Below are 18,892 nucleotides of genomic sequence, written 5' to 3' on the forward strand. Positions count from 1 at the left end.
AGCCGCAACGATCGGCGGAGGAGGAAGCATGACGGGCCCCAAACTCCACAGCCCCGCCCGGCGCCGGGCACTGTCCGGCGTCGCGGGCCTCGCCGCCGGCCTCCTGCTCGCGGGCGCCGGCGCGGCCAACGCGCAAGGGCGCGGCGAGGACGGCATGCCCGAATCCTTCCGCCCCGGCGAGATCATCGACAACGGCCACCGCTTCTTCGGCTCGGTCTCGCGCGGGCTCGCGCTGACCGTCGAGGAGGCGACCCGGCGCTGGGGCCAGCCGAACGGCTACATCCTGGGCCAGGAGGCCTCCGGCGCGATCGTCGGCGGCGTGCGCTACGGCGAGGGCACCCTCTACACCCGCAACGCCGGCCAGCGGCGCGTCTACTGGCAGGGTCCCTCCCTCGGCTTCGACGTCGGCGGCGACGGGGCGCGCACCATGATGCTCGTCTACAACCTGCCCTCCGTGCGCAGCCTCTACCGGCGCTACGGGGGCGTGAACGGCTCGGCCTACTTCATCGGCGGCTTCGGCATGACGGCGGTCGTCAACGACAACACCGTGGTGGTGCCGATCCGCAGCGGCGTCGGCGCGCGGCTCGGCATCAACGTCGGCTATCTCAAGTTCACCGACCAGCCGACCTGGAACCCGTTCTGAGCCCGGGCCGGGCCGCGACGGCCAGGGGAAGGGCCACGGCAAGGGCCACGGCAAGGGCCACGGGAGGGCCGCGTCCGGCGGGCTGGCCCGGGGCCGCGCCCTTCACTAGTATGAGGGCACGTATGTGGCGGGTCCGGCGGGACCCGGTCGGCGAGCGGTTCCGCGCGTGATCGAAACCCTGATGATCTTCGCTCTCGGCTTCCTGGCCGCGAGCCTCGGCGGCCTCCTGCTCCTGCCGGTGCTGAACGCCCGCGCGGCACGCCTCGCCCGGCGCCGGGCCGAGGCCCTGGTGCCGCTCGCCCCCGCCGAGATCGCGGCCGAGCGCGACTTCCTGCGCGCCCGCTTCGCGGTCCAGCAGCGGCGGCTGGAGCGCACGGTCGAGGCGGTGCGGGCCCGGCGCCAGGCCGACATGGCGGCCATCGGCGCGCGCACCATGGAGGCCGCGCGGCTCGCCCGCGACCTCACCCGGCGCGAGGGCGAGGTCGCCGACGGGCTGGCGCACAAGGCCCGGCTGGAGGGCGAGCTGGAGAGCGCCCTCGGCGAGGGCGCGGCGAGCCTCGCCACCCTGCGGGCCCTGGAGGAGGCGCATGCCGACCTCCTCGACAGCCTGCTCGCCGCCCGGCGCGCCGGCCCCGCCGGGGACGGGCGCGCCGCGGGGATGCCCGAGACCCGGGAGGACCTGGAGGAGCGGGAGGTCCTGCTCGCCCGCCTCTCCGCCGCGGAGGACGCCCTGGCGCAGGCGCTGTCGGCGCGCGAGAGCGCGGTCGAGCGCGAGAACGCCGAGCTGCGCACCCGCATCGCGGAGCTCGCCGACAGCCTCGCGCCGCCGCGCGAGCGCCTGCCCGTGGCCGGCGCCTTCTCGACGGCGCGCGGCTGAGACGGCGCCGGACGCCGATAGAGGCCGGAACGCGGCGCCCCCACGCGGGCCTTCCGCGTGCGAAATCGTGCACGAGACGCCTTGTTTCGACCACGCAAAAGCATCATCGGAGCGTCATCCTCCGGCAATCGAGATGGAACGAGCCACCATGGCCCTGAAGCTGACGACCCTCGCCCTCGCGCTCGGCGTCACCGCCGTCAGCCTGCCCGCCGCGGCGGAGCAGGCGCAGCAGACGCGGCGCGGCAACGAGACGCTGAAGAAGTACTGCACCGGGGACTACCTGAACTATTGCGGCAACCTCGCCCCCGAGGATCCGGCGCTCGACGTCTGCTTCGAGAAGAACTGGAAGTCGCTGTCGGAGAACTGCCGCCGGGCGATCGACGCCTACCAGGCGACCCAGAACCCGAAGGGCGGCAAGCGCGGCTGAGGCCGCCGCCGCCCGATCCGGGCCTCAATCCTTCACGACGAGGGCCGGGGCGGCGGCGACCGCCTCGCCCGGCACGAGCCCGCAGCGCAGCGCCGCGTCCGGCGGCAGCAGCGGCTCGAGGAGCGCGCGCCGCTCCGCCAGCGACGCGATGGCGCGCTCCGCCCCGACCCCGTCGGGGCTCGGCAGGGCCGCGAAGAGATGCTCCAGGGCGTAGCGGTAGCGCCCGACGCGCGCGCCCGCCTCCAGGCGCACCCAGGCGATCAGGCAGCGGTTCTCGGCGACCCGCATGGCGGCCTGCCGCACGTCCCAGTCGTCGAGGGTGCGGGCGAAGGGCAGGCCGGCCAGCCGACGCCCGTCCGCCGCGACCACGACGGCGGCGGTCGCCGCAAAGGCCGGGATCAGCCGCGCGTCGGCGCCCGCATCCTCGGCGAGCCGCCGGTAGAGCGACACCTGCGAGCGCGCCGGCACGGCCGCCAGCCCGTCGAAATAGGCGGCCACGTCCCGCACCAGGAGCCCGGGCGGCAGCACCCGCGTCCGGCTCAGGTTGCCCAGCACGTCGTGGAAGGCCTGCCCGGGCGCCGCCGGCATCAGGAAGCGCCAGGCGCGGTCGCGCAGCAGGCGCTCGTCGTCGGTCAGCGGCAGCAGCGCGGCGCTCTCGCCGCGCTCGCGGGCGGAGAGCGTTCCGGTCGTCTCCACGAGGCTGTTCCAGGCGCCGGCCCTGGGGCGACCGAAATCGCCCTCCTGCGCGCAGGCCGCCAGCAGCGGCAGCCAGGCGGCGAGAAGCGGCAGCACGGAGACGCCTGCGACGCTGCGGCGCAGGCGGCCCGGGATCGGGTGCGCCCTGTCCATGGAAGCGGTTCCGTTCGCCGGCGTTCAGGAGGCGCGGCTGTAGCGCACGCCGAGGAAGAGCAGGATCTGGCCGCGGCGCTCGTGCGTCTCGGCCGGGCGGCGGCGGCGCGCGAGCGGCCGGAACGGCAGCACCGCGGCCGCCGTCCGGGGACGGCGCGCGAGCTCGGGCGCGGCCTCGTTGGCGGCGCGCAGGGGGGTCGGCGGTGGGGCGAGATAGGTCGAGAGCTGCATCGGGGCACCTGTCGGCTGCGAAGGCTGTCCGCCCGGGTCCTCCGGAAAGGGCGTCGGCAAGGGGTCAGGCCTGAACGGTCGTCGGAGGCCAGATCAGCACGCGATGGTTAACGGAGCCTTGACGCGGCCGCCCCGGACTTGGCGCGGGTCTTGCTTGTGGCTGCTGGCCCATGGCGGGCGTTTCCTCCCTTGACTTGGCCCTGCCCCGACCGGCAGGGCCATTTTCTTGTCCGCCCCCGGCTCCGCGCCGCGGCCTTCTTCTCGCCGGAATTCTTGACGGAAGTCGGGACGCGCCGTGCGGACGGGTCGGCGGCGGCGGGACGGAACCGTCGCGGGTTCCGGCGCTTGCATAGCGGCGGCGCGGCCCGATATGCCGGGCGACGCGCGAACGACGTTCGGGATCGACAGACAAGGACACGGCTGGATGCGACTGGACACGGCACCCCTCATGCGCGCGGCACGGCGCCGGCCCCCTTCGCTCGCGATCCTGTCCCTCGGTCTCGCCCTCGCCGCCGTGACGGCGGGTCCGGCCGCGGCCCAGCGCGAGGACCAGGGCCTGCAGCTCGGCTGCGCCAACGACTATTTCCGCCTCTGCGTCGGCGTCGATCCGAACAGCCCGGACGCCGAGCGCTGCATGACGCGCAACCGCAAGCGCCTCTCGCCGGAATGCCGCGCCGCGATCGGCGACTACGACCGGCGCACCGGCGGCAAGTCGATGCCCGAGGATTAGGGCCGGGCGTCTCCCAAGGCCCTTCCTCTCGCCCAAGGCCCCTCCCCTCGCCACGGGGGAGGGCTTATGCAGGCGGCCTGCGAGCCCCCGCCACCTCCGGCGGACGAACCGACGAGGCCCCGACATGGCGCTCACCGTGGCGGTCCAGATGGACCCGATCCAGGCGATCCGGATCGCCGGGGACACCACCTTCGCCCTGCTGCTCGAAGCGCAGGCGCGGGGCCACCGGCTCCTCTACTACACCCCCGACCGGCTCTCCCTGCAGGGCCGGCGCGTCACCGCCCGGGTCGAGCCGCTCACCGTGCGGGACGTCGAGGGCGCGCACGCGACGCTGGGCGAGATCCAGCGCATCGACCTCGCGGAGGCCGACGTGGTGCTGATGCGCCAGGACCCGCCCTTCGACATGGCCTACGTCACGGCCACCCACATGCTGGAGCGGATCCACCCGCGGACGCTGGTGGTGAACAACCCCGCCGAGGTGCGCAACGCCCCGGAGAAGCTCTTCGTCCTCGATTTTCCCGAGCTGATGCCGCCGACGCTCATCACCCGCGACAGGGCGGAGATCGAGGCCTTCCGGCGCGAGCACGGCACGATCGCCATGAAGCCGCTGCACGGGCACGGGGGCGCTGCGGTGTTCCGCGTCTCGGAGACCGACCCGAATTTCGGCTCGATGTACGACCTGTTCGCCACGACGTTCCGGGAGGCCTGGGTGGTGCAGCGCTTCCTGGAGAAGATCACCGAGGGCGACAAGCGCATCATCCTGGTCGATGGCGAGCCGATGGGCGCGATCAACCGGGTGCCGGCGGCGAACGACATCCGCTCCAACATGGTGCGGGGCGGCGCGGCGGCGGCCTCCGACCTGAGCGCGCGCGAGCGCGAGATCTGCGCGACGATCGGGCCGGAGCTGAGGCGGCGCGGCCTGATCCTCGTCGGCATCGACGTGATCGACGGGCACCTCACCGAGATCAACGTGACCTCGCCGACCGGCATCCGGGCGATCCGGCGGCTCGGCGGGCCGGATCTCGCGGTCGCGGTCTGGGACGCGATCGAGGCGCGGCTCGCGGCCCGGACCTGAGCCCGAGCCGGCGCGTCCTACGGCCTCCGATCGAGTGGTTCACCTCCTACGGGATCCGGTTGAAGCGTTCGGTCTTGCGGATCCTCTCAGGGTGAAGCGCGGGTCCTCTCTCCTGTAGGGAGAGGTCTGCTTTCGCAGAAAGCCGGGTGAGGGGTATGGGGCTTCCCAGAAAGGCGCTGAGCTGAACGCGCGTCGATGGCGTGTTCAGTCCTGTCAGGTCATACCCCTCACCCCAACCCTCTCCCTATGGGAGAGGGGGCGCGGCGCGGTTCACCGCACACGGGATCCGGTCGAAGCGTTCGGTGTTGCGGATCCTCTCAGGATGAAGCGCGGGTCCCCTCTCCCATAGGGAGAGGGACAGGGTGAGGGGTATGACGTAGCCGGGTAGGGCACAGCCTGAACGCGCGCCGATGGTGTGCTCAGTTCTGAAACGTCATACCCCTCACCTCAAAACCCTCTCCCTATGGGAGAGGGGGCGCGGCGCGGTTCACCCGACACGGCCGAACCCTTCAACCGCAAACCGCATCACCCCAGCGCGCAGGTCGATCCCCCGGCCGCCCGTCGGAGATAGGCGGCGTCGAACTCGGCGACCGAGCGCAGCCGCTCCGCGTCGAGGATGACGAGGCGCCGGCCCTTCAGCTCGATCAGCCCGTCGTGCCGCATCTCCCGCAGGGTTCGGTTCACGTGCACGCTGGTGAGCGCCAGGGTGTCGGAGAGCGCCACCTGCGTCAGCGGCAGCTCGTAGCCGTCGGGGCCCGCGAGGCCGACCGCGCCGAGTCGCACCGACAGCTCGCAGAACAGGTGGGCGAGCCGCTCGCGGGCGGAGCGCCGCCCCACGCTCACCAGCCACTCCCGCGCGACCGCCTCATCGACGCTGCGCGCGATGCGCAGCGCCCGCGCGATCGCGGGATGCCGGTCGAGGAGTGCCGCGAAGACCTCGCGCGGGATGCGCGCTACGAGGCAGGCCGAGAGCGTCGCGATCACGTGGTCCATCGGCCGCGGGTCGGTGACGTCGCAATCGGAGACGTCGCCCGGCAGGAGGTAGGCGAGGATCTGACAGGACCCGTTCGGCCGGTGGCGGGCGCGGCAGACGAAGCCGCGCAGCACCGCGATCACCGTGTCCGGAACCTCGCCCTGCTGCAGGAGATCGGTCTGCCCGACGAAGCGGCGCGCCCGCCCGCAGACCCGTTCGAGGGCGGCGAGGTCGGCCGCGTCGAGATCGACGAAGCCGCCGAGCTTGCGCGCCAGCATGTCGGCGCCGTCCGCCTCGGCCGTACGCGGCGGCGGCTCGAACGGGAACGCGTCCATCACGACATTCCGCCCGCCGCACCGGCCCGCGAGGCGGCCGCCGCGCACGGCTCGGCGAAGGATCGGGATGCGCCGACGGGGCGGCTCATGCGCGCCCGCGCCCCATGCGTCGGCGGCCGGGCGATCCGGGATCCGCGTGCCTATGCCTGCTCAGCTTCATCCAGCGGTTGTAGGGAGGCCCGCCAGCGGGTGCCAGGGTTCGGGGCCGATCGGTTCGATACCGAACAGAAGCTCGCCTCCCAACACTGCGAACCGACACTCAAGTCTTAACATGGATTAGTTCATGAAGATCTTGCTCTGCTAGTGGTTTCCCGGCCCGGCGCGCGATCCGCGGCGCGTTCGAGCCCAGCAGATCAAGAATACCGAAACCCGATGCCTGTAATCCGGTCCGCGCGTGGTGAAGACGAGGTCTCGGAGCCGCATCGATCAGAGATCCGAAACCGATTGCTGCGCGCGCTCGACCCCTCCGATCTCGCGCGCCTCGCACCGCATCTCCGGCCCGTGGACCTGCCGCTCGGGCTGTCCCTGATCGCCCCCGGCGAGGCGATCGCGGCCTGCGTCTTCCCCGAGAGCGGCTTCGTCTCCGTGGCGACCGCGCACGGGCAGCAGCGCGTCGAGATCGGGCTGGTGGGCAGCGAGGGGCTGGCGGGGGCCGCGCCCGCCCTCCTCGCCGACGCCGTGACGCCGCACGCCCACGTCGTGCAGATGGCCGGATCCGGGCTGGCGATCGCGCCCGCGGCGCTCGGCGCGGCGGCGGCGGAGAGCGCGAGCCTGCGGGCGACGCTCCTCGCCTATATCCAGACGCAGCTGCTCCAGCTCGGCGAGACCGCCCACGCGCACGCCGCGCTGAACCTCGAGAGCCGGCTCGCGCGCTGGCTCCTGATGTGCCACGACCGGGTCGAGGGGGACGAGCTCGCCCTCACGCACGAGTTCCTGTCGCTGATGCTCGGCGTGCAGCGGGCCGGCGTCACCCTGGCGCTGCAGGGCCTGGAAGGCGCGGGCCTGATCCGCAACCGGCGCAAGCGCGTGCTGATCCTCGACCGCGGCGGCCTGAAAGCCCTGACCCACGGCAGCTACGGCGTGCCGGAGGCGGCCTACGCCCGCCTGATCACGCCGCCCCCTACGCCTCGGCCCGCGGGGTCGCGTTGAGCTCGGCCCAGTCGAACTCCTCCTCCAGGCGATAGTAGGCGTCGTCGCCGATGCGGCCCTCCCGGCGCAGGCGCAGCACCGTGTCGCGCGCCGCCGCGATGGCGCGCCGGCGCGCCGCGTCGGCGGGCAGGGATTCGGGCGCGACTCCCTTCTCGTGGCGCTCGGCCTCCGCGAGGGCGGCCGCGAACTCGGCCCGCAGCGCGGCCGCCGCGCCGGCCTCCTCCGCCTCACCCAGGCTGTCGAGGGCCGCCGCGTAGGCCTCGGCCCGCGCCTGTCCCGCCTCCAGGCCCACCGGGTCGTCGTCCTCCAGGCCGAGCCGGCGCAGCAGGGGGTTGAGGGTCAGCCCCTGGACCGTCAGCGTGCCGAGCACGGTGAAGAAGGCCGTGAACACGATGAGGTCGCGCTCGGGGAAGTCCGGCGGCAGGGCGAGCGCGGTCGCGATGGTGACGATGCCACGCATGCCCGCCCAGGAGATCGCCAGCGCCGGCCGGAAGCCCGTCGAGCTGTCCCGCCCCCGGATCCGCCCGCGCAGGCCGTTGGCCGGCAGCACCCAGAGCAGGCGCACCAGGACCACGGTGGCGAAGACCGCCGCCGCGAGCCCGATCGCCCGGGCCTGCTCGCCCCCGCTCAGCCGGTCGAGGATCGGGCCGATCTGCAGGCCGACCAGCACGAAGGCCAGCACGTTGAGCACGAACACCGCCGTCTCCCAGACCGCGTAGGAGACGATGCGGGTGCGCGGCGCGGTGATGCCGGGGCTGTAACGCGCCACCGTGATGGCGAAGCTGACCACCGTGAGCACCCCCGACAGTTCCAGCCGCTCGGCGACGAGCCAGATGCCGAAGGCGGCCACGAACTGCATCACGATGGCGCTCGCCGCATCGGGGAAGCGGGGAGCGACCGCCACGAAGCCGCGGGCGAGCACCGGGCCGGCGATCAGGCTGCCCACCACGCCGAGCAGGAAGGTCGGCGCCACCTTGGCGGGGTCGAAGCTGCCGGCGGCCGCCGCCGCCACCCCGAGCCGGTAGATCAGCAGCGAGCCGGCATCGTTCAGCAGGCTCTCGCCCCGCAGGATGGTGGTGAGCCGGTGCGGCAGCGAGACGTGGCGCAGCACCGAGAGCGCCGCCACCGCGTCGGGCGGGGCCACGACGGCGCCGAGCACGATGCAGGCGGCGATGGGCATGCCGGGGATCATCAGGTGCGTCACCAGGGCGACCGCCGCGGTGGTGGCCGCCACGGCCCCGAGCGCGAGCCCGCCGATCGGCCGCCAGTTCGCCTTCAGGTCGCGCAGCGAGGTGTCGTAGCCGGCGTCCAGCAGCACGGGCGCCAGGAACAGCGCCAGCGCGAGTTCCGGATCGAGGGTGAGGTCGGGCACGCCCGGCACGAAGGCGAGCGCCGCGCCGCCGAGCGCCAGGAAGGCCGGATAGGGTGCGCCGAGGCGCCGGGCCAGCGCCGCGAGCAGGACCGCGCCGAAGAGGACGGCGACGACCCATTCGAAGATCAACATGCGCGGGTAAGAGGCAGACGACGCCAAGCGTTCCGCCTGCGGCACGGCGTATCACAATTGCAGGTTGTTAAAGCCGTCCCCCAGACCGCGCGGCTTTACCGGCGGCTATCCAGGCGGCTTACCCGCGTCTAACCCGTTCGGTACCAGCGGTCAGGACCCGAGATGCCCGAGACACCCGTCTTCGCCCACGGCGCCGTTGCCGCGCCGCACGATCTCGCGGCGCGGGCCGGGCTGTCCGTGCTGGCGCAGGGCGGCAACGCGGTCGAGGCGATGGTCGCGATGGCGGCCTCGATCGCGGTGGTCTACCCGCACAGGAACGGCCTCGGCGGCGACGGCGTCTGGCTGTTGCGCGAGCGCGGGGGCCGCGTGCGCGGCTTCGAGGCCTGCGGCCCGGCGGGCCGCCTCGCCACGATCGAGCGCTACCGCCGGGCGGGCCACGAGGCGATTCCCGCCCGCGGCCCCGACGCGATGGTGACGCTGGCGGGCGCGGTCGGCGGCTGGCGCCTCGCCCTCGACTTCGCCCGGGCGCTCGGCGGGCGCCTGCCGCTCGGGACGCTGCTCGCCGACGCGATCGCCCAGGCGCGCGACGGCCTGCCGGTCTCGCCCTCCGAGGCGCGCTGCCTGCCCCGGGACCTGGACACGCTCCACGACGCCCCGAACTTTTCCGCGACCTTCCTGAAGGACGGCAAGCCCTACGGCGCCGGCGAGGTCCGGGCGCTGCCGAGGCTGGCGGCTACCCTGGAGCAGCTCGCCCATGCGGGGCTGCAGGACTTCTACCGCGGCGATGTCGGCCGCGAGATCGCCGCCGACCTCGCGCGGCTCGGCGCGCCGGTCACGCGGGCGGACCTCGAGGGCTTCGCGGCCGTCGAGCGCGCGCCGCTCGCGCTCCGGCGGCGGGACGCCACGCTCTACAACGTCCCGCCCCCCGCCCAGGGGCTCGCCGCGCTGATGATCCTCGGCATCCTCGACCGGCTGGACATCCGCGGGGCGCAGGGCCCGGCGCACCATCACGGGCTGATCGAGGCCACGAAGCGGGCCTTCGCGGTGCGCGACCGGGTGGTCACGGACGTCGCGCACCTGCGCCACGACCCGGCCGCCTTCCTCACGCCCGAGCGCCTCGCCCAAGAGGCCGCGCGGATCGACATGCGGCGCGCGGCCTCCGTGCCGCTGCCCGCGTCCGGTGAGGGCGACACGGTCTGGATGGGGGCGATCGACGGGGAGGGCCTCGCCGTCTCCTACACCCAGTCGGTCCACGGGGCGTACGGCTCCGGCACGGTGCTGCCCGCAACCGGCCTCTGCTGGCAGAACCGCGGCACGGCGTTCTCCCTCGACGCGGGCGCGGTGAACCCTCTGGAGCCCGGCCGGCGCCCGTTCCACACCCTGATCCCGGCGCTGGCCGCCTTCGACGACGGCCGGGTGATGAGCTACGGCAGCACGGGCGACGACGGGCAGCCGCAGGTCCAGGCCCAGATTTTTTCACGATACGCCGATGACGGGATGTCGGTGGCGGACGCCGTCGATGCGCCGCGCCTCCTCTACGGCCGCACCTGGGGGGCGCCCGCGCCCAGCGTGAGGGTGGAGGACCGCCTCGACCCGGGCTGCATCGCGGCGCTGCGCCGCCTCGGCCACGCGGTCAAGGAGCTGGGCTTCCCCGACACCGACGCGCTGGGCCATGCCGGCATGCTGGTGCGCCACCCCCGCGACGGGCGCATCGCGGCCGCGCACGATCCGCGCTCGGACGGAGGGGCGCTGGGGCTGTAGCGGGAGCAGCACTTCCCGGGCATACGTCTCAGGCGGCCCCCTCAGCGTCCTCCCTCCCCCCTCTGCGGAGGAGGGAGAGCGGCGCGGTAGGATCGGGAGCGGCGCGAAGACACCACCCCTTGCGGCCCCGCGTGATCGGGCTGGGGATCGTCCCCCTCCGATCCCGGATGGAAACTCCCGATGGCCGACGGCATCACCCAGGCCGCCTACTGGAACGGCGAGGTCGGCCAACTGGCTGGTCGCGGCCGGTTGAGCCTCCCGCGTCAGATGCCGCGCGCAGCCGACTCAAGGCCGCAGGGAGGCTCTCGGATCACGGCCATAGCCGCTCGCGTTGCCAAGCCTGACTGTCCATCGCTCTACGGTAGCGCAACCGCGTATGCCGACGATCCCCGTCAGCCTGCCAGAACTCGACTTCGGTTGGCTGGACCGCGTAGACAGTCCAGCCGGTCGATACGATGAATGGGTCTCCCTCGATCAGATGGCGTTGCTCGGCCAGGGCGATATCCAACGCCTCATCACCTTCGAGGACGTCGCTCTGACGAGCGAGTAGCGCGCTCGCTCGCGATCCAATCGGACGTGCCAGGAAATCAGCTTCGCAGATCTCGCGGCTCAGTTCGCTGACCTGTCCACGGAGCCGAACCTGGCGGCCGAGTGGCTGCCAGTAGAAGATGAGTGCGGCCTGCGGGCAGAGGGCGATCTGACGGCCCTTGGGGCTGAGCTTCGTACTCGCGAAGTGCCATCCATCGGCATCCACGTTCTTGAGGATCAGGACGCGCGCATCGGGGCAGCCTTCCGCGTCCACGGTGGAGAGCGTCATGGCGTGCGCCTCCGGTATCCCATGGGTGATCGCATCCTGCAGCCACACCCCGAACAGGCTGGCCGGCTCGTCCGGAGCAGCACCAGTATCGAAATCGCGATAGGGGCCTGCGAGGGACTTCAAACCTCGAAGCTGCTCCTTGAGTGACATGGACCTGCTCCGCGTCGGCGCCCTCGACTGATCTCGCATGGCAACGCCACGCACCGCAATTGCGCGCTGCCGGGAGATCGAACGATCCTTCCGGGCGACTCTGCCGGCCGGACAGGCTCGCCGGCTTATGCCTCGCCACCCACTCGGATCCGCGCTAGCATCTACCCCGACGCACCGAGCCGCCGCGCCCCGCCCTGGGGCGCCCTGGCCAAAAGTCCAACTTGATTCGCGAGCCCCGCTGCCGTTGGCTGCGGGTGCGCAGCCGAGCAGAAGCCGACGCGCCACAGGCCACCAAAAGGCCGGGCCGCCGCACGGAGGAGACCCCACCATGAACAAGCCGGAATTCCTGGCCGACGCCAAGACCAAGGCGCCCTTCTCGGCGCGCTACGACAACTTCATCGGCGGGCAGTGGGTCGCGCCCGCGGCCGGCCGCTACTTCGAGAACACCTCGCCGATCACCGGCAAGGTCGTGTGCGAGGTCGCCCGCTCGGACGCGCAGGACATCGAGCGCGCGCTCGACGCCGCCCACGCCGCCAAGGAAGCCTGGGGCCGCACCGCGCCGGCCGAGCGCGCCCGCATCCTCCTCAAGATCGCCGACCGGATGGAGGAGAACCTCGACCTGATCGCGCTCGCCGAGACCTGGGACAATGGCAAGCCGATCCGCGAGACGACGCACGCCGACATCCCGCTCGCCATCGACCACTGGCGCTACTTCGCCGGCTGCGTGCGGGCGCAGGAGGGCTCGATCTCCGAGATCGACCACGACACGGTGGCCTACCACTTCCACGAGCCGCTCGGCGTCGTCGGCCAGATCATCCCGTGGAATTTTCCGATCCTGATGGCCGTGTGGAAGCTGGCCCCGGCGCTGGCTGCCGGCAACTGCGTCGTCATCAAGCCCGCCGAGCAGACCCCCGCCTCGCTGCTGGTGCTGATGGAGGTGATCGGCGACCTGCTGCCGCCGGGCGTGGTGAACGTGGTCAACGGCTTCGGCCTCGAGGCCGGCAAGCCGCTCGCCTCGAGCCCGCGGATCGCCAAGATCGCCTTCACGGGTGAGACGACCACCGGCCGTCTCATCATGCAGTACGCCTCGCAGAACCTGATCCCGGTGACGCTGGAGCTCGGCGGCAAGTCGCCGAACATCTTCTTCGGCGACGTCGCCAACGAGGACGACGACTTCCTCGACAAGGCGCTCGAAGGCTTCACCATGTTCGCCCTCAACCAGGGCGAGGTCTGCACCTGCCCGAGCCGCGCGCTGGTGCACGAGTCGATCTACGACCGCTTCATGGAGCGCGCGATCAAGCGCGTCGAGGCGATCACGCAGGGCTCGCCCCTCGACCCCGCCACCATGATCGGCGCCCAGGCCTCCTCGGAGCAGCTCGAGAAGATCCTCAGCTACGTCGATATCGGCAAGCAGGAAGGCGCCCAGTGCCTCACGGGCGGCGAGCGCAACGTGAAGGAGGGCGAGTTCGCGGGCGGCTACTACATGAAGCCGACCGTGTTCCGCGGCCACAACAAGATGCGCATCTTCCAGGAGGAGATCTTCGGGCCCGTCCTCTCGGTCACGACCTTCAAGGACGACGCCGAGGCGCTCTCCATCGCCAACGACACGCTCTACGGCCTCGGCGCCGGCGTCTGGACCCGCGACGGGACCCGCGCCTACCGCTTCGGCCGGGCGATCCAGGCCGGCCGCGTCTGGACGAACTGCTACCACGCCTACCCGGCCCACGCGGCCTTCGGCGGCTACAAGCAGTCCGGCATCGGCCGCGAGACCCACAAGATGATGCTCGACCACTACCAGCAGACCAAGAACATGCTGGTCAGCTACTCGGCGAAGAAGCTCGGCTTCTTCTGAGACGCGCTCCTCTCGAGAGGAACCTTGCCCCGGCCGCGAGGCCGGGGTTTTTTCGTATCGGGCGGGCAGCCCCGTGCTCTCCCTCCCCCCTCTGCGAGGGAGAGAGAGCGCGGAGGGTGTCATACCGTTTCCGGTTGAAGAGCTCGGTCTGAGGCATCGTCTCAGGACGAAGCGCGGGTCCCCTCTCCCAGAGGGAGAGGGACAGGGTGAGGGGTATGAGGTGGCAGGGATGAGCACGCGATCGACGCGCGTTCGGCACCGCGCCTTCTCCGGCAGCCTCATACCCCTCACCCCAACCCTCTCCCTATGGGAGAGGGGGCGCGGCGCGGTCCACCTCACACGGCCGAACCATTCAACCGGAAACGGTGTCAGTCGGCTTCGTGAATCCGCCCCCTCAGCGCGGGGAGGCCGGGCTGCCGGCGGGCAGGCCGGTGTTGGCGGGCGGCGCCCCCGGCGGGAGCGCGCCGGGACCGCCGGTGGTGTTGACCCCGCCGCCGGGCGGCCCATCGAAGCCGACGACGCCGGAGGGCGTGCCGGGCGCCGGGCCGGCGCCGACGCTGCCCGCGCCGGCCCCCGGATCGACGCCGGGCGGCGGGGCGGCCGCGGCGGGCAGCGCCAGACCGATGAGCAGGGCGGCGAGGAGGGAGCGGGCGGGCATGACGGTCCTGAGGCTGGCGGCGGAATAGCGCCGGGCCAACGCACCGACATCCGAAAGGTCCCGCTGTGGCCGGACGATTCGCGCCCCAGATAGCCACCATACCGAACGGGAGGACGACCCATGAGCGAGGCGACAGGCATCGAGACCACCACCGCCGAACAGGCCGACGCGGCCGGCACGCCGCTCCGGGTGACCGCGACGCCCGCGGCGCTCGCGCTGATCGAGGAACTCAGGGCCGACCACGGCCCGGTGATGTTCCACCAGTCGGGCGGCTGCTGCGACGGATCCTCGCCGATGTGCTATCCGGTCGGCGACTTCATGATCGGCGACGGCGACGTGCATCTCGGGCAGGTCGGCGGCGCGGACTTCTACATCTCCCGCACGCAGTTCGCGGTCTGGAAGCACACCCACATCATCCTCGACGTGGTGCCGGGGCGCGGCGGCATGTTCTCGCTGGAGAACGGCCGCGAGAAGCGCTTCCACATCCGCTCGCGCCTGTTCACGGAAGCCGAGAACCGGGCGCTCGACGGAGCGTGCAAGCTGTAGGCGGCTCAGCGCGCCTCGTTGCGCGCGCTCGCCTGGGCCTCGGCGCGCCGCTTCTCGTCGGTCGTGAGGCCAGACAGCGTCTGGTCGAGCCAGGCATCCGACAGCCCCTGCTGGGCCGCCAGCAGGTTCCAGGTCGCGGCTTCCAGCAGGTTCTTCTGCAGGCCGCGGCCGACCGCGTAGAGCCGGGCGACGCGGTTCTGCGCGATGGCGTTGCCGCGCTGGGCCGCGTGCAGGAAGTAGCGGGCGGCGCGCGCCTCGTCCTTCGGCACGCCGTTGCCGTTGAACAGCAGGATCGCGAACTCGACCTCGCCGGCCAGGTCCCCGTTGTCGGCCGCGCGGCGGAACCACTCGGCGGCCTGGGAGGGATCCTTCGGCACGCCGCGGCCCTGCAGGTAGAGCACGCCGAGCCCGTGCTGGGCCGGGCCGATCTCGTTCTCGGCGGCCTTGCGCAGCAGGGTCGCGGCGCGGGCCTCGTCCTCGGGCTTGGCCGCCCCGATCAGGATCAGCGCGAGGTTGTAGGCGGCCGTCGGCGAGCCCTTCTCGGCGGCGCTCTCCAGCCAGCGCCGGCCGGCCTTGAGGTCCTTCTGGACGCCGCGCCCGTCCATCGACATCAGCCCGAGCGAGGACATCGCGGCGGAATCGTTCAGGGCGGCGGCGAGCCGATACCACTCGGCCGCCTTCACGGGGTCCTGGCGGACGCCGAGGCCCTGGTTGTAGAGCTCGCCCAGCAGCGTCATCGCGGCGGCGTCCCGACGGTCGGCCTCGATGCGCTTCGTCGCCTCCCGGAAGGCGGTGACGTACTGGCCCTTCTGGTAGGCGCCGTAGGCGAAATCGGGCTGGCCGCCCCCGCGCGGCAGGGCGCCGCCCGTGTAGTTCGGCGTGTAGGGGCTCGGCAACTCGCGCATCGGCGGCTTCCCCGCCTGGTCCTTGGCCGGCTGCTCCGTGGCCTTCGGCGTCAGGGCCGGGCTCGGAGCGGGCGTCTGCGCCGCCAGGGCGGCGCCCGGGACGAGCGCGGCGAGAACGAGCGCGAGCCGCCTCATGCCGCGCCTCCCAGCGCCTCCTGCGCACGGGCGACCGCCGCCGGGTCGGCGAGCCAGAGCGCGCTCTCCAGGCCGACGAACTCGGCCCCCGTGGCGGCGGCGTCCGCGATCTCCGCCTCCGTGCAGGCGACGGCGATGCAGGGCGTCTCGAAGATCTCGGCCCACCACGCGGCGCGCTCGCGCACGCCCTCGGGGTCGGGCGCCGCCCCGTCCGGGTAGAGGCCGCCGAACATCAGGTAGTCGGCCCCGCCCTCGCCCGCATCCATCGCGGCGTGGCGCGTCTCGAAGCCGCCGGTGCCGAGGATGCGGCCCTCGCGCAGGCGCTCGCGCAGGTCCTTGAGGCCCGCCGGCTTGTCGACGTGGACGCCGTCCGCGCCGCCGCGGGTGGCGACGCTGACGAGATCGCCCGCGAAGCCGGGGCAGGCGACGACGAGCGCGGCCTCGTGCGCCTGCACCGCGGGCGCCGCGCGCTTGACGAGCGCGGTCAGCGCCCGCTCGTCGGCGGGCGCCAGCCGCAGGATCACCGCGGCGACGTCGCCGGCCGCGCAGGCCGCCTCGATGGCGGGCAGGAGCCCGTCGAGGTCGCTGGCCGCGGTTCCGTGCGGGGTGAGCAGGGCGAGGCGTTGCTGGCTCATGCGGGTCAGGCAGCCGCCTCGATCTTCGGGTCGAGCGAGCCGCTGGCGTAGCGCTTGGCCATCTCGGCGACCGAGATCGGGCGGATCTTCGAGCCCTGGCCGGCGGTGTTGAACTCCTCGAAGCGCTGGCGGCAGAGCTTCGTCATCGCCTCCATGGCGGGCTTCAGGTACTTGCGCGGGTCGAACTCGGCCGGGTTCTCGGTGAGGATCTTCCGGATCTGGCCGGTCATCGCCATGCGGTTGTCGGTGTCGATGTTGATTTTGCGCACGCCGTGCTTGATGCCGCGCTGGATCTCCTCGACCGGCACGCCCCAGGTCGGCTTCATCTGGCCGCCGTACTGGTTGATGATGTCCTGCAGGTCCTGCGGCACGGAAGAAGAGCCGTGCATGACGAGGTGGGTCGTCGGCAGGCGGCGGTGGATCTCCTCGATCACGTTCATGGCGAGCACGTCGCCGTCGGGCTGGCGGGTGAACTTGTAGGCGCCGTGGCTGGTGCCCATGGCGACCGCGAGCGCGTCGACCTTGGTGGCGGCCACGAACTTCACCGCCTCGTCCGGGTCGGTCAGGAGCTGGTCGTGGGACAGCACGCCCTCGGCGCCGTGGCCGTCCTCGGCCTCGCCCTCGCCGCTCTCCAGCGAGCCCAGCACGCCGAGCTCGCCCTCGACCGAGACGCCGGCCCAGTGGGCCATCTTGGTGACGTTGCGGGTGATCTCGACGTTGTAATTGTAGTCGGCCGGGGTCTTGCCGTCGGCTTTCAGCGACCCGTCCATCATCACCGAGGTGAAGCCGTACTGGATCGCGGTGGCGCAGGTGGCTTCGTTGTTGCCGTGGTCGAGATGCATGCAGACGGGGATGTGCGGGTAGATCTCGACGAGGCCGTCGATGAGTTTCGCCAGCACCACGTCGTTGGCGTAGGCGCGCGCGCCCCGGCTCGCCTGGAGGATGACGGGGGAGTCGGTGGCGTCGGCCGCCGCCATGATGGCGAGCCCCTGCTCCATGTTGTTCAGGTTGAACGCGGGCACGCCGTAGCCGTACTCGGCGGCGTGGTCGAGGAGCTGCCGGAGGGTGATGCGTGCCATGGTTCGATCCTCGTCCGATGCGGCCTTGAGCCGGTCTGTCCCGTGCGGGCCTATATAGGTGCCGCCGCGCCGCGAGCCCGCGCGCAGCTGTGAAAAACTTGGGCGTATCTGCAAGCGATCGCTCGCTCACACCGTCTTGGCGGCCGCCGAACAGATGTCCCGCCCGAACCACCACGCGCCCCCTCTCCCGTGCGGGAGAGGGTTGGGGTGAGGGATGAGAACTGTCCGGAGAGGGCTGGCCATGGCCGCGGAAACAGAACGCCTCTTCAGGCACGCTCCGGGCCCCTCACCCTGTCCCTCTCCCGCACGGGAGAGGGGACCCGCGCCCGATCCGGAGATGTCTCAGCCCTTGGCCCGCAGCGCCTCGACACCCGGCAGTTCCTTGCCCTCCAGCCATTCGAGGAAGGCGCCGCCCGCCGTCGAGACGTAGGAGAAGGCCTCGCCCGCCCCCGCATGGTTGAGGGCCGCGACCGTGTCGCCGCCGCCCGCCACCGAGACGAGCTGCCCGGCCTTCGTGCGCTCGGCCGCGTGGCGGGCCGCCGCGACGGTGGCGGCGTCGAAGGGGGTCAGCTCGAAGGCGCCGAGCGGGCCGTTCCAGACGAGCGTCGCCGCCTCGTCGATCGCCGCGTCGATCTCGGCGACCGAGGCCGGGCCGGCGTCGAGGATCATCGCGTCCTCGGGCACCGCGTCGACCGACACCGTCTCGCTGGCGGCGTTGGCCTTGAACTCCCGCGCGATCACCGCGTCGACCGGCAGGATCACCCGGCAGTCGGCGGCCTCCGCCGCCCCGAGGATCCGGGTCGCGGTCTCGGCCAGATCCCGCTCGCAGAGCGACGTGCCGACGGCCTTTCCTTGCGCGTGCAGGAAGGTGTTGGCCATGCCGCCGCCGATCACCAGCATGTCGACCTTGGCGACGAGGTTCTGCAAGAGGTCGATCTTCGAGGAGACCTTGGCGCCGCCCACAATCGCGATGACCGGGCGCTTCGGCGCCTCCAGGCCCTTGGTGAGCGCGTCGAGTTCGGCCTGCATCAGCCGGCCGGCGAAGGCCGGGAGCTTATGGGCGAGCCCCTCCGTCGAGGCGTGCGCCCGGTGGGCCGCCGAGAAGGCCTCGTTGACGTAGACGTCGCCGTTCTCGGCGAGCGCCGCCACGAAGGCCGGGTCGTTCTTCTCCTCGCCCGCGTGGTAGCGGGTGTTCTCGAGGAGCAGCACGTCGCCGTCCTTCAGGGCCGCGACCGCCGCCGCCGCCGCCTCGCCCACGCAGTCGTCCGCGAAGGCGACCGGGCGGCCGAGCGCCTCGGCGATCGCCGGCACCACCGGCTCCAGCGAATCCTTGGGCTCGCGCTTGCCCTTCGGCCGGCCGAAATGGGCGAGCAGGATCACCCGCCCGCCCCCGTCGGCGATCTCCCGGATGGTCGGCACCACGCGCTCGATGCGGGTCGCGTCGGTGACGCGCCCGCTCTCCATCGGCACGTTCACGTCGACGCGCAGGAGGACGCGCTTGCCCTTGAGGGATCCGGCGTCGTCGAGGGTGCGGAAGGCGGTCATGCGGGCTCGCGTCTGG

General features: G+C 72.5%; 19 protein-coding genes. 9 read left to right on the plus strand and 10 right to left on the minus strand.

The features are described from left to right. Nucleotides 1-28 precede the first annotated feature (28 nt). The 3 genes from MFF56_RS00465 (at nt 29) to MFF56_RS00475 (ending at nt 1,947) form a co-directional block, all read left to right on the plus strand. Nucleotides 29-643: a DUF1134 domain-containing protein gene (locus MFF56_RS00465; protein ID WP_066923852.1), complete on the plus strand. Its 615-nt coding sequence runs from the start codon at nt 29-31 to the stop codon at nt 641-643. 181 nt (nt 644-824) lie between these two features. Further along, the gene (locus MFF56_RS00470) at nt 825-1,520 is read left to right on the plus strand and encodes a hypothetical protein (protein ID WP_197430623.1); all 696 of its coding nucleotides are present in this window, start codon (nt 825-827) and stop codon (nt 1,518-1,520) included. A gap of 148 nt (nt 1,521-1,668) precedes the next feature. Then, nucleotides 1,669-1,947, plus strand: a complete 279-nt coding sequence (locus tag MFF56_RS00475; RefSeq protein ID WP_066923856.1) for a 3',5'-cyclic-nucleotide phosphodiesterase — start codon at nt 1,669-1,671, stop codon at nt 1,945-1,947. 24 nt (nt 1,948-1,971) lie between these two features. Here the strand turns inward: MFF56_RS00475 and MFF56_RS00480 are convergent, their stop codons facing one another. Beyond that, nucleotides 1,972-2,796, minus strand: a complete 825-nt coding sequence (locus MFF56_RS00480; RefSeq protein WP_238229300.1) for a hypothetical protein — start codon at nt 2,794-2,796, stop codon at nt 1,972-1,974. A gap of 24 nt (nt 2,797-2,820) precedes the next feature. After that, nucleotides 2,821-3,027, minus strand: coding sequence for a hypothetical protein (locus tag MFF56_RS00485; protein ID WP_066923858.1), 207 nt, complete (start codon nt 3,025-3,027; stop codon nt 2,821-2,823). Between the two features lie 448 nt (nt 3,028-3,475). Here MFF56_RS00485 and MFF56_RS00490 point away from each other — a divergent pair, with 448 nt between their 5' ends. Continuing rightward, nucleotides 3,476-3,757, plus strand: coding sequence for a hypothetical protein (locus MFF56_RS00490; RefSeq protein WP_373324010.1), 282 nt, complete (start codon nt 3,476-3,478; stop codon nt 3,755-3,757). Nucleotides 3,758-3,881: 124 nt separating this feature from the next. Continuing rightward, nucleotides 3,882-4,832, plus strand: coding sequence for a glutathione synthase (gshB, locus tag MFF56_RS00495; protein WP_066923862.1), 951 nt, complete (start codon nt 3,882-3,884; stop codon nt 4,830-4,832). 525 nt (nt 4,833-5,357) lie between these two features. Here the strand turns inward: gshB and MFF56_RS00500 are convergent. Beyond that, nucleotides 5,358-6,140, minus strand: a complete 783-nt coding sequence (locus MFF56_RS00500) for a Crp/Fnr family transcriptional regulator (protein ID WP_066920464.1) — start codon at nt 6,138-6,140, stop codon at nt 5,358-5,360. Between the two features lie 444 nt (nt 6,141-6,584). Here MFF56_RS00500 and MFF56_RS00505 point away from each other — a divergent pair, with 444 nt between their 5' ends. Further along, nucleotides 6,585-7,289: a Crp/Fnr family transcriptional regulator gene (locus MFF56_RS00505; protein ID WP_308445254.1), complete on the plus strand. Its 705-nt coding sequence runs from the start codon at nt 6,585-6,587 to the stop codon at nt 7,287-7,289. Here MFF56_RS00505 and MFF56_RS00510 read toward each other — a convergent pair. Next, entirely contained in the window at nt 7,261-8,793 is a 1,533-nt protein-coding gene (locus MFF56_RS00510) for a cation:proton antiporter (RefSeq protein WP_066920460.1), read from the minus strand. The genes MFF56_RS00505 and MFF56_RS00510 overlap by 29 nt on opposite strands. Nucleotides 8,794-8,955: 162 nt before the next feature. On the opposite strand from MFF56_RS00510, the gene MFF56_RS00515 reads away from it, so the two are divergent. Then, nucleotides 8,956-10,554, plus strand: coding sequence for a gamma-glutamyltransferase family protein (locus tag MFF56_RS00515; RefSeq protein ID WP_238229301.1), 1,599 nt, complete (start codon nt 8,956-8,958; stop codon nt 10,552-10,554). A 310-nt stretch (nt 10,555-10,864) separates the two neighbouring features. Here MFF56_RS00515 and MFF56_RS00520 read toward each other — a convergent pair whose 3' ends face one another. Next, the gene (locus MFF56_RS00520) at nt 10,865-11,521 is read right to left on the minus strand and encodes a pyridoxine/pyridoxamine 5'-phosphate oxidase (RefSeq protein WP_156453690.1); all 657 of its coding nucleotides are present in this window, start codon (nt 11,519-11,521) and stop codon (nt 10,865-10,867) included. Nucleotides 11,522-11,849: 328 nt separating this feature from the next. Between MFF56_RS00520 and adh the strand changes: the two genes are divergently transcribed. Beyond that, a complete protein-coding gene (gene adh / locus MFF56_RS00525; RefSeq protein ID WP_066922012.1) occupies nt 11,850-13,373 on the plus strand; it encodes an aldehyde dehydrogenase in 1,524 nt (507 codons plus the stop codon). 394 nt (nt 13,374-13,767) lie between these two features. Here the strand turns inward: adh and MFF56_RS00530 are convergent, their stop codons facing one another. After that, entirely contained in the window at nt 13,768-14,031 is a 264-nt protein-coding gene (locus tag MFF56_RS00530) for a hypothetical protein (RefSeq protein WP_156453708.1), read from the minus strand. A gap of 120 nt (nt 14,032-14,151) precedes the next feature. On the opposite strand from MFF56_RS00530, the gene MFF56_RS00535 reads away from it, so the two are divergent. Next, the gene (locus MFF56_RS00535) at nt 14,152-14,577 is read left to right on the plus strand and encodes a DUF779 domain-containing protein (protein WP_066922217.1); all 426 of its coding nucleotides are present in this window, start codon (nt 14,152-14,154) and stop codon (nt 14,575-14,577) included. A 5-nt stretch (nt 14,578-14,582) separates the two neighbouring features. Here MFF56_RS00535 and MFF56_RS00540 read toward each other — a convergent pair whose 3' ends face one another. The 4 genes from MFF56_RS00540 to MFF56_RS00555 form a co-directional block, all read right to left on the minus strand. Next, nucleotides 14,583-15,617 (minus strand): tetratricopeptide repeat protein, encoded by a 1,035-nt coding sequence (locus MFF56_RS00540; RefSeq protein ID WP_066922215.1) that lies wholly within the window; start codon nt 15,615-15,617, stop codon nt 14,583-14,585. Beyond that, nucleotides 15,614-16,252, minus strand: coding sequence for a thiamine phosphate synthase (locus tag MFF56_RS00545; protein ID WP_066922212.1), 639 nt, complete (start codon nt 16,250-16,252; stop codon nt 15,614-15,616). The genes MFF56_RS00540 and MFF56_RS00545 overlap by 4 nt, the downstream gene beginning before the upstream one ends. A gap of 5 nt (nt 16,253-16,257) precedes the next feature. Next, nucleotides 16,258-17,331, minus strand: a complete 1,074-nt coding sequence (gene fba / locus MFF56_RS00550; RefSeq protein WP_238229302.1) for a class II fructose-bisphosphate aldolase — start codon at nt 17,329-17,331, stop codon at nt 16,258-16,260. Between the two features lie 342 nt (nt 17,332-17,673). Further along, the gene (locus MFF56_RS00555; protein WP_238229303.1) at nt 17,674-18,876 is read right to left on the minus strand and encodes a phosphoglycerate kinase; all 1,203 of its coding nucleotides are present in this window, start codon (nt 18,874-18,876) and stop codon (nt 17,674-17,676) included. Nucleotides 18,877-18,892 lie beyond the last annotated feature (16 nt).

Source organism: Methylobacterium hispanicum (assembly GCF_022179285.1).
In the GTDB taxonomy this organism is placed as follows: Bacteria; Pseudomonadota; Alphaproteobacteria; order Rhizobiales; family Beijerinckiaceae; genus Methylobacterium; species Methylobacterium hispanicum.

What these genes read in the sequence shown, in the direction of transcription:
- MFF56_RS00465 (WP_066923852.1), top strand. Translation starts at nt 29, where the DNA reads ATGACGGGCCCCAAACTCCACAGCCCCGCCCGGCGCCGGGCACTGTCC.
- MFF56_RS00470 (WP_197430623.1), top strand. Translation starts at nt 825, where the DNA reads ATGATCTTCGCTCTCGGCTTCCTGGCCGCGAGCCTCGGCGGCCTCCTG.
- MFF56_RS00475 (WP_066923856.1), top strand. Translation starts at nt 1,669, where the DNA reads ATGGCCCTGAAGCTGACGACCCTCGCCCTCGCGCTCGGCGTCACCGCC.
- MFF56_RS00480 (WP_238229300.1), bottom strand. Translation starts at nt 2,796, where the DNA reads ATGGACAGGGCGCACCCGATCCCGGGCCGCCTGCGCCGCAGCGTCGCA.
- MFF56_RS00485 (WP_066923858.1), bottom strand. Translation starts at nt 3,027, where the DNA reads ATGCAGCTCTCGACCTATCTCGCCCCACCGCCGACCCCCCTGCGCGCC.
- MFF56_RS00490 (WP_373324010.1), top strand. Translation starts at nt 3,476, where the DNA reads ATGCGCGCGGCACGGCGCCGGCCCCCTTCGCTCGCGATCCTGTCCCTC.
- gshB (WP_066923862.1), top strand. Translation starts at nt 3,882, where the DNA reads ATGGCGCTCACCGTGGCGGTCCAGATGGACCCGATCCAGGCGATCCGG.
- MFF56_RS00500 (WP_066920464.1), bottom strand. Translation starts at nt 6,140, where the DNA reads ATGGACGCGTTCCCGTTCGAGCCGCCGCCGCGTACGGCCGAGGCGGAC.
- MFF56_RS00510 (WP_066920460.1), bottom strand. Translation starts at nt 8,793, where the DNA reads ATGTTGATCTTCGAATGGGTCGTCGCCGTCCTCTTCGGCGCGGTCCTG.
- MFF56_RS00515 (WP_238229301.1), top strand. Translation starts at nt 8,956, where the DNA reads ATGCCCGAGACACCCGTCTTCGCCCACGGCGCCGTTGCCGCGCCGCAC.
- MFF56_RS00520 (WP_156453690.1), bottom strand. Translation starts at nt 11,521, where the DNA reads ATGTCACTCAAGGAGCAGCTTCGAGGTTTGAAGTCCCTCGCAGGCCCC.
- adh (WP_066922012.1), top strand. Translation starts at nt 11,850, where the DNA reads ATGAACAAGCCGGAATTCCTGGCCGACGCCAAGACCAAGGCGCCCTTC.
- MFF56_RS00530 (WP_156453708.1), bottom strand. Translation starts at nt 14,031, where the DNA reads ATGCCCGCCCGCTCCCTCCTCGCCGCCCTGCTCATCGGTCTGGCGCTG.
- MFF56_RS00535 (WP_066922217.1), top strand. Translation starts at nt 14,152, where the DNA reads ATGAGCGAGGCGACAGGCATCGAGACCACCACCGCCGAACAGGCCGAC.
- MFF56_RS00540 (WP_066922215.1), bottom strand. Translation starts at nt 15,617, where the DNA reads ATGAGGCGGCTCGCGCTCGTTCTCGCCGCGCTCGTCCCGGGCGCCGCC.
- MFF56_RS00545 (WP_066922212.1), bottom strand. Translation starts at nt 16,252, where the DNA reads ATGAGCCAGCAACGCCTCGCCCTGCTCACCCCGCACGGAACCGCGGCC.
- fba (WP_238229302.1), bottom strand. Translation starts at nt 17,331, where the DNA reads ATGGCACGCATCACCCTCCGGCAGCTCCTCGACCACGCCGCCGAGTAC.
- MFF56_RS00555 (WP_238229303.1), bottom strand. Translation starts at nt 18,876, where the DNA reads ATGACCGCCTTCCGCACCCTCGACGACGCCGGATCCCTCAAGGGCAAG.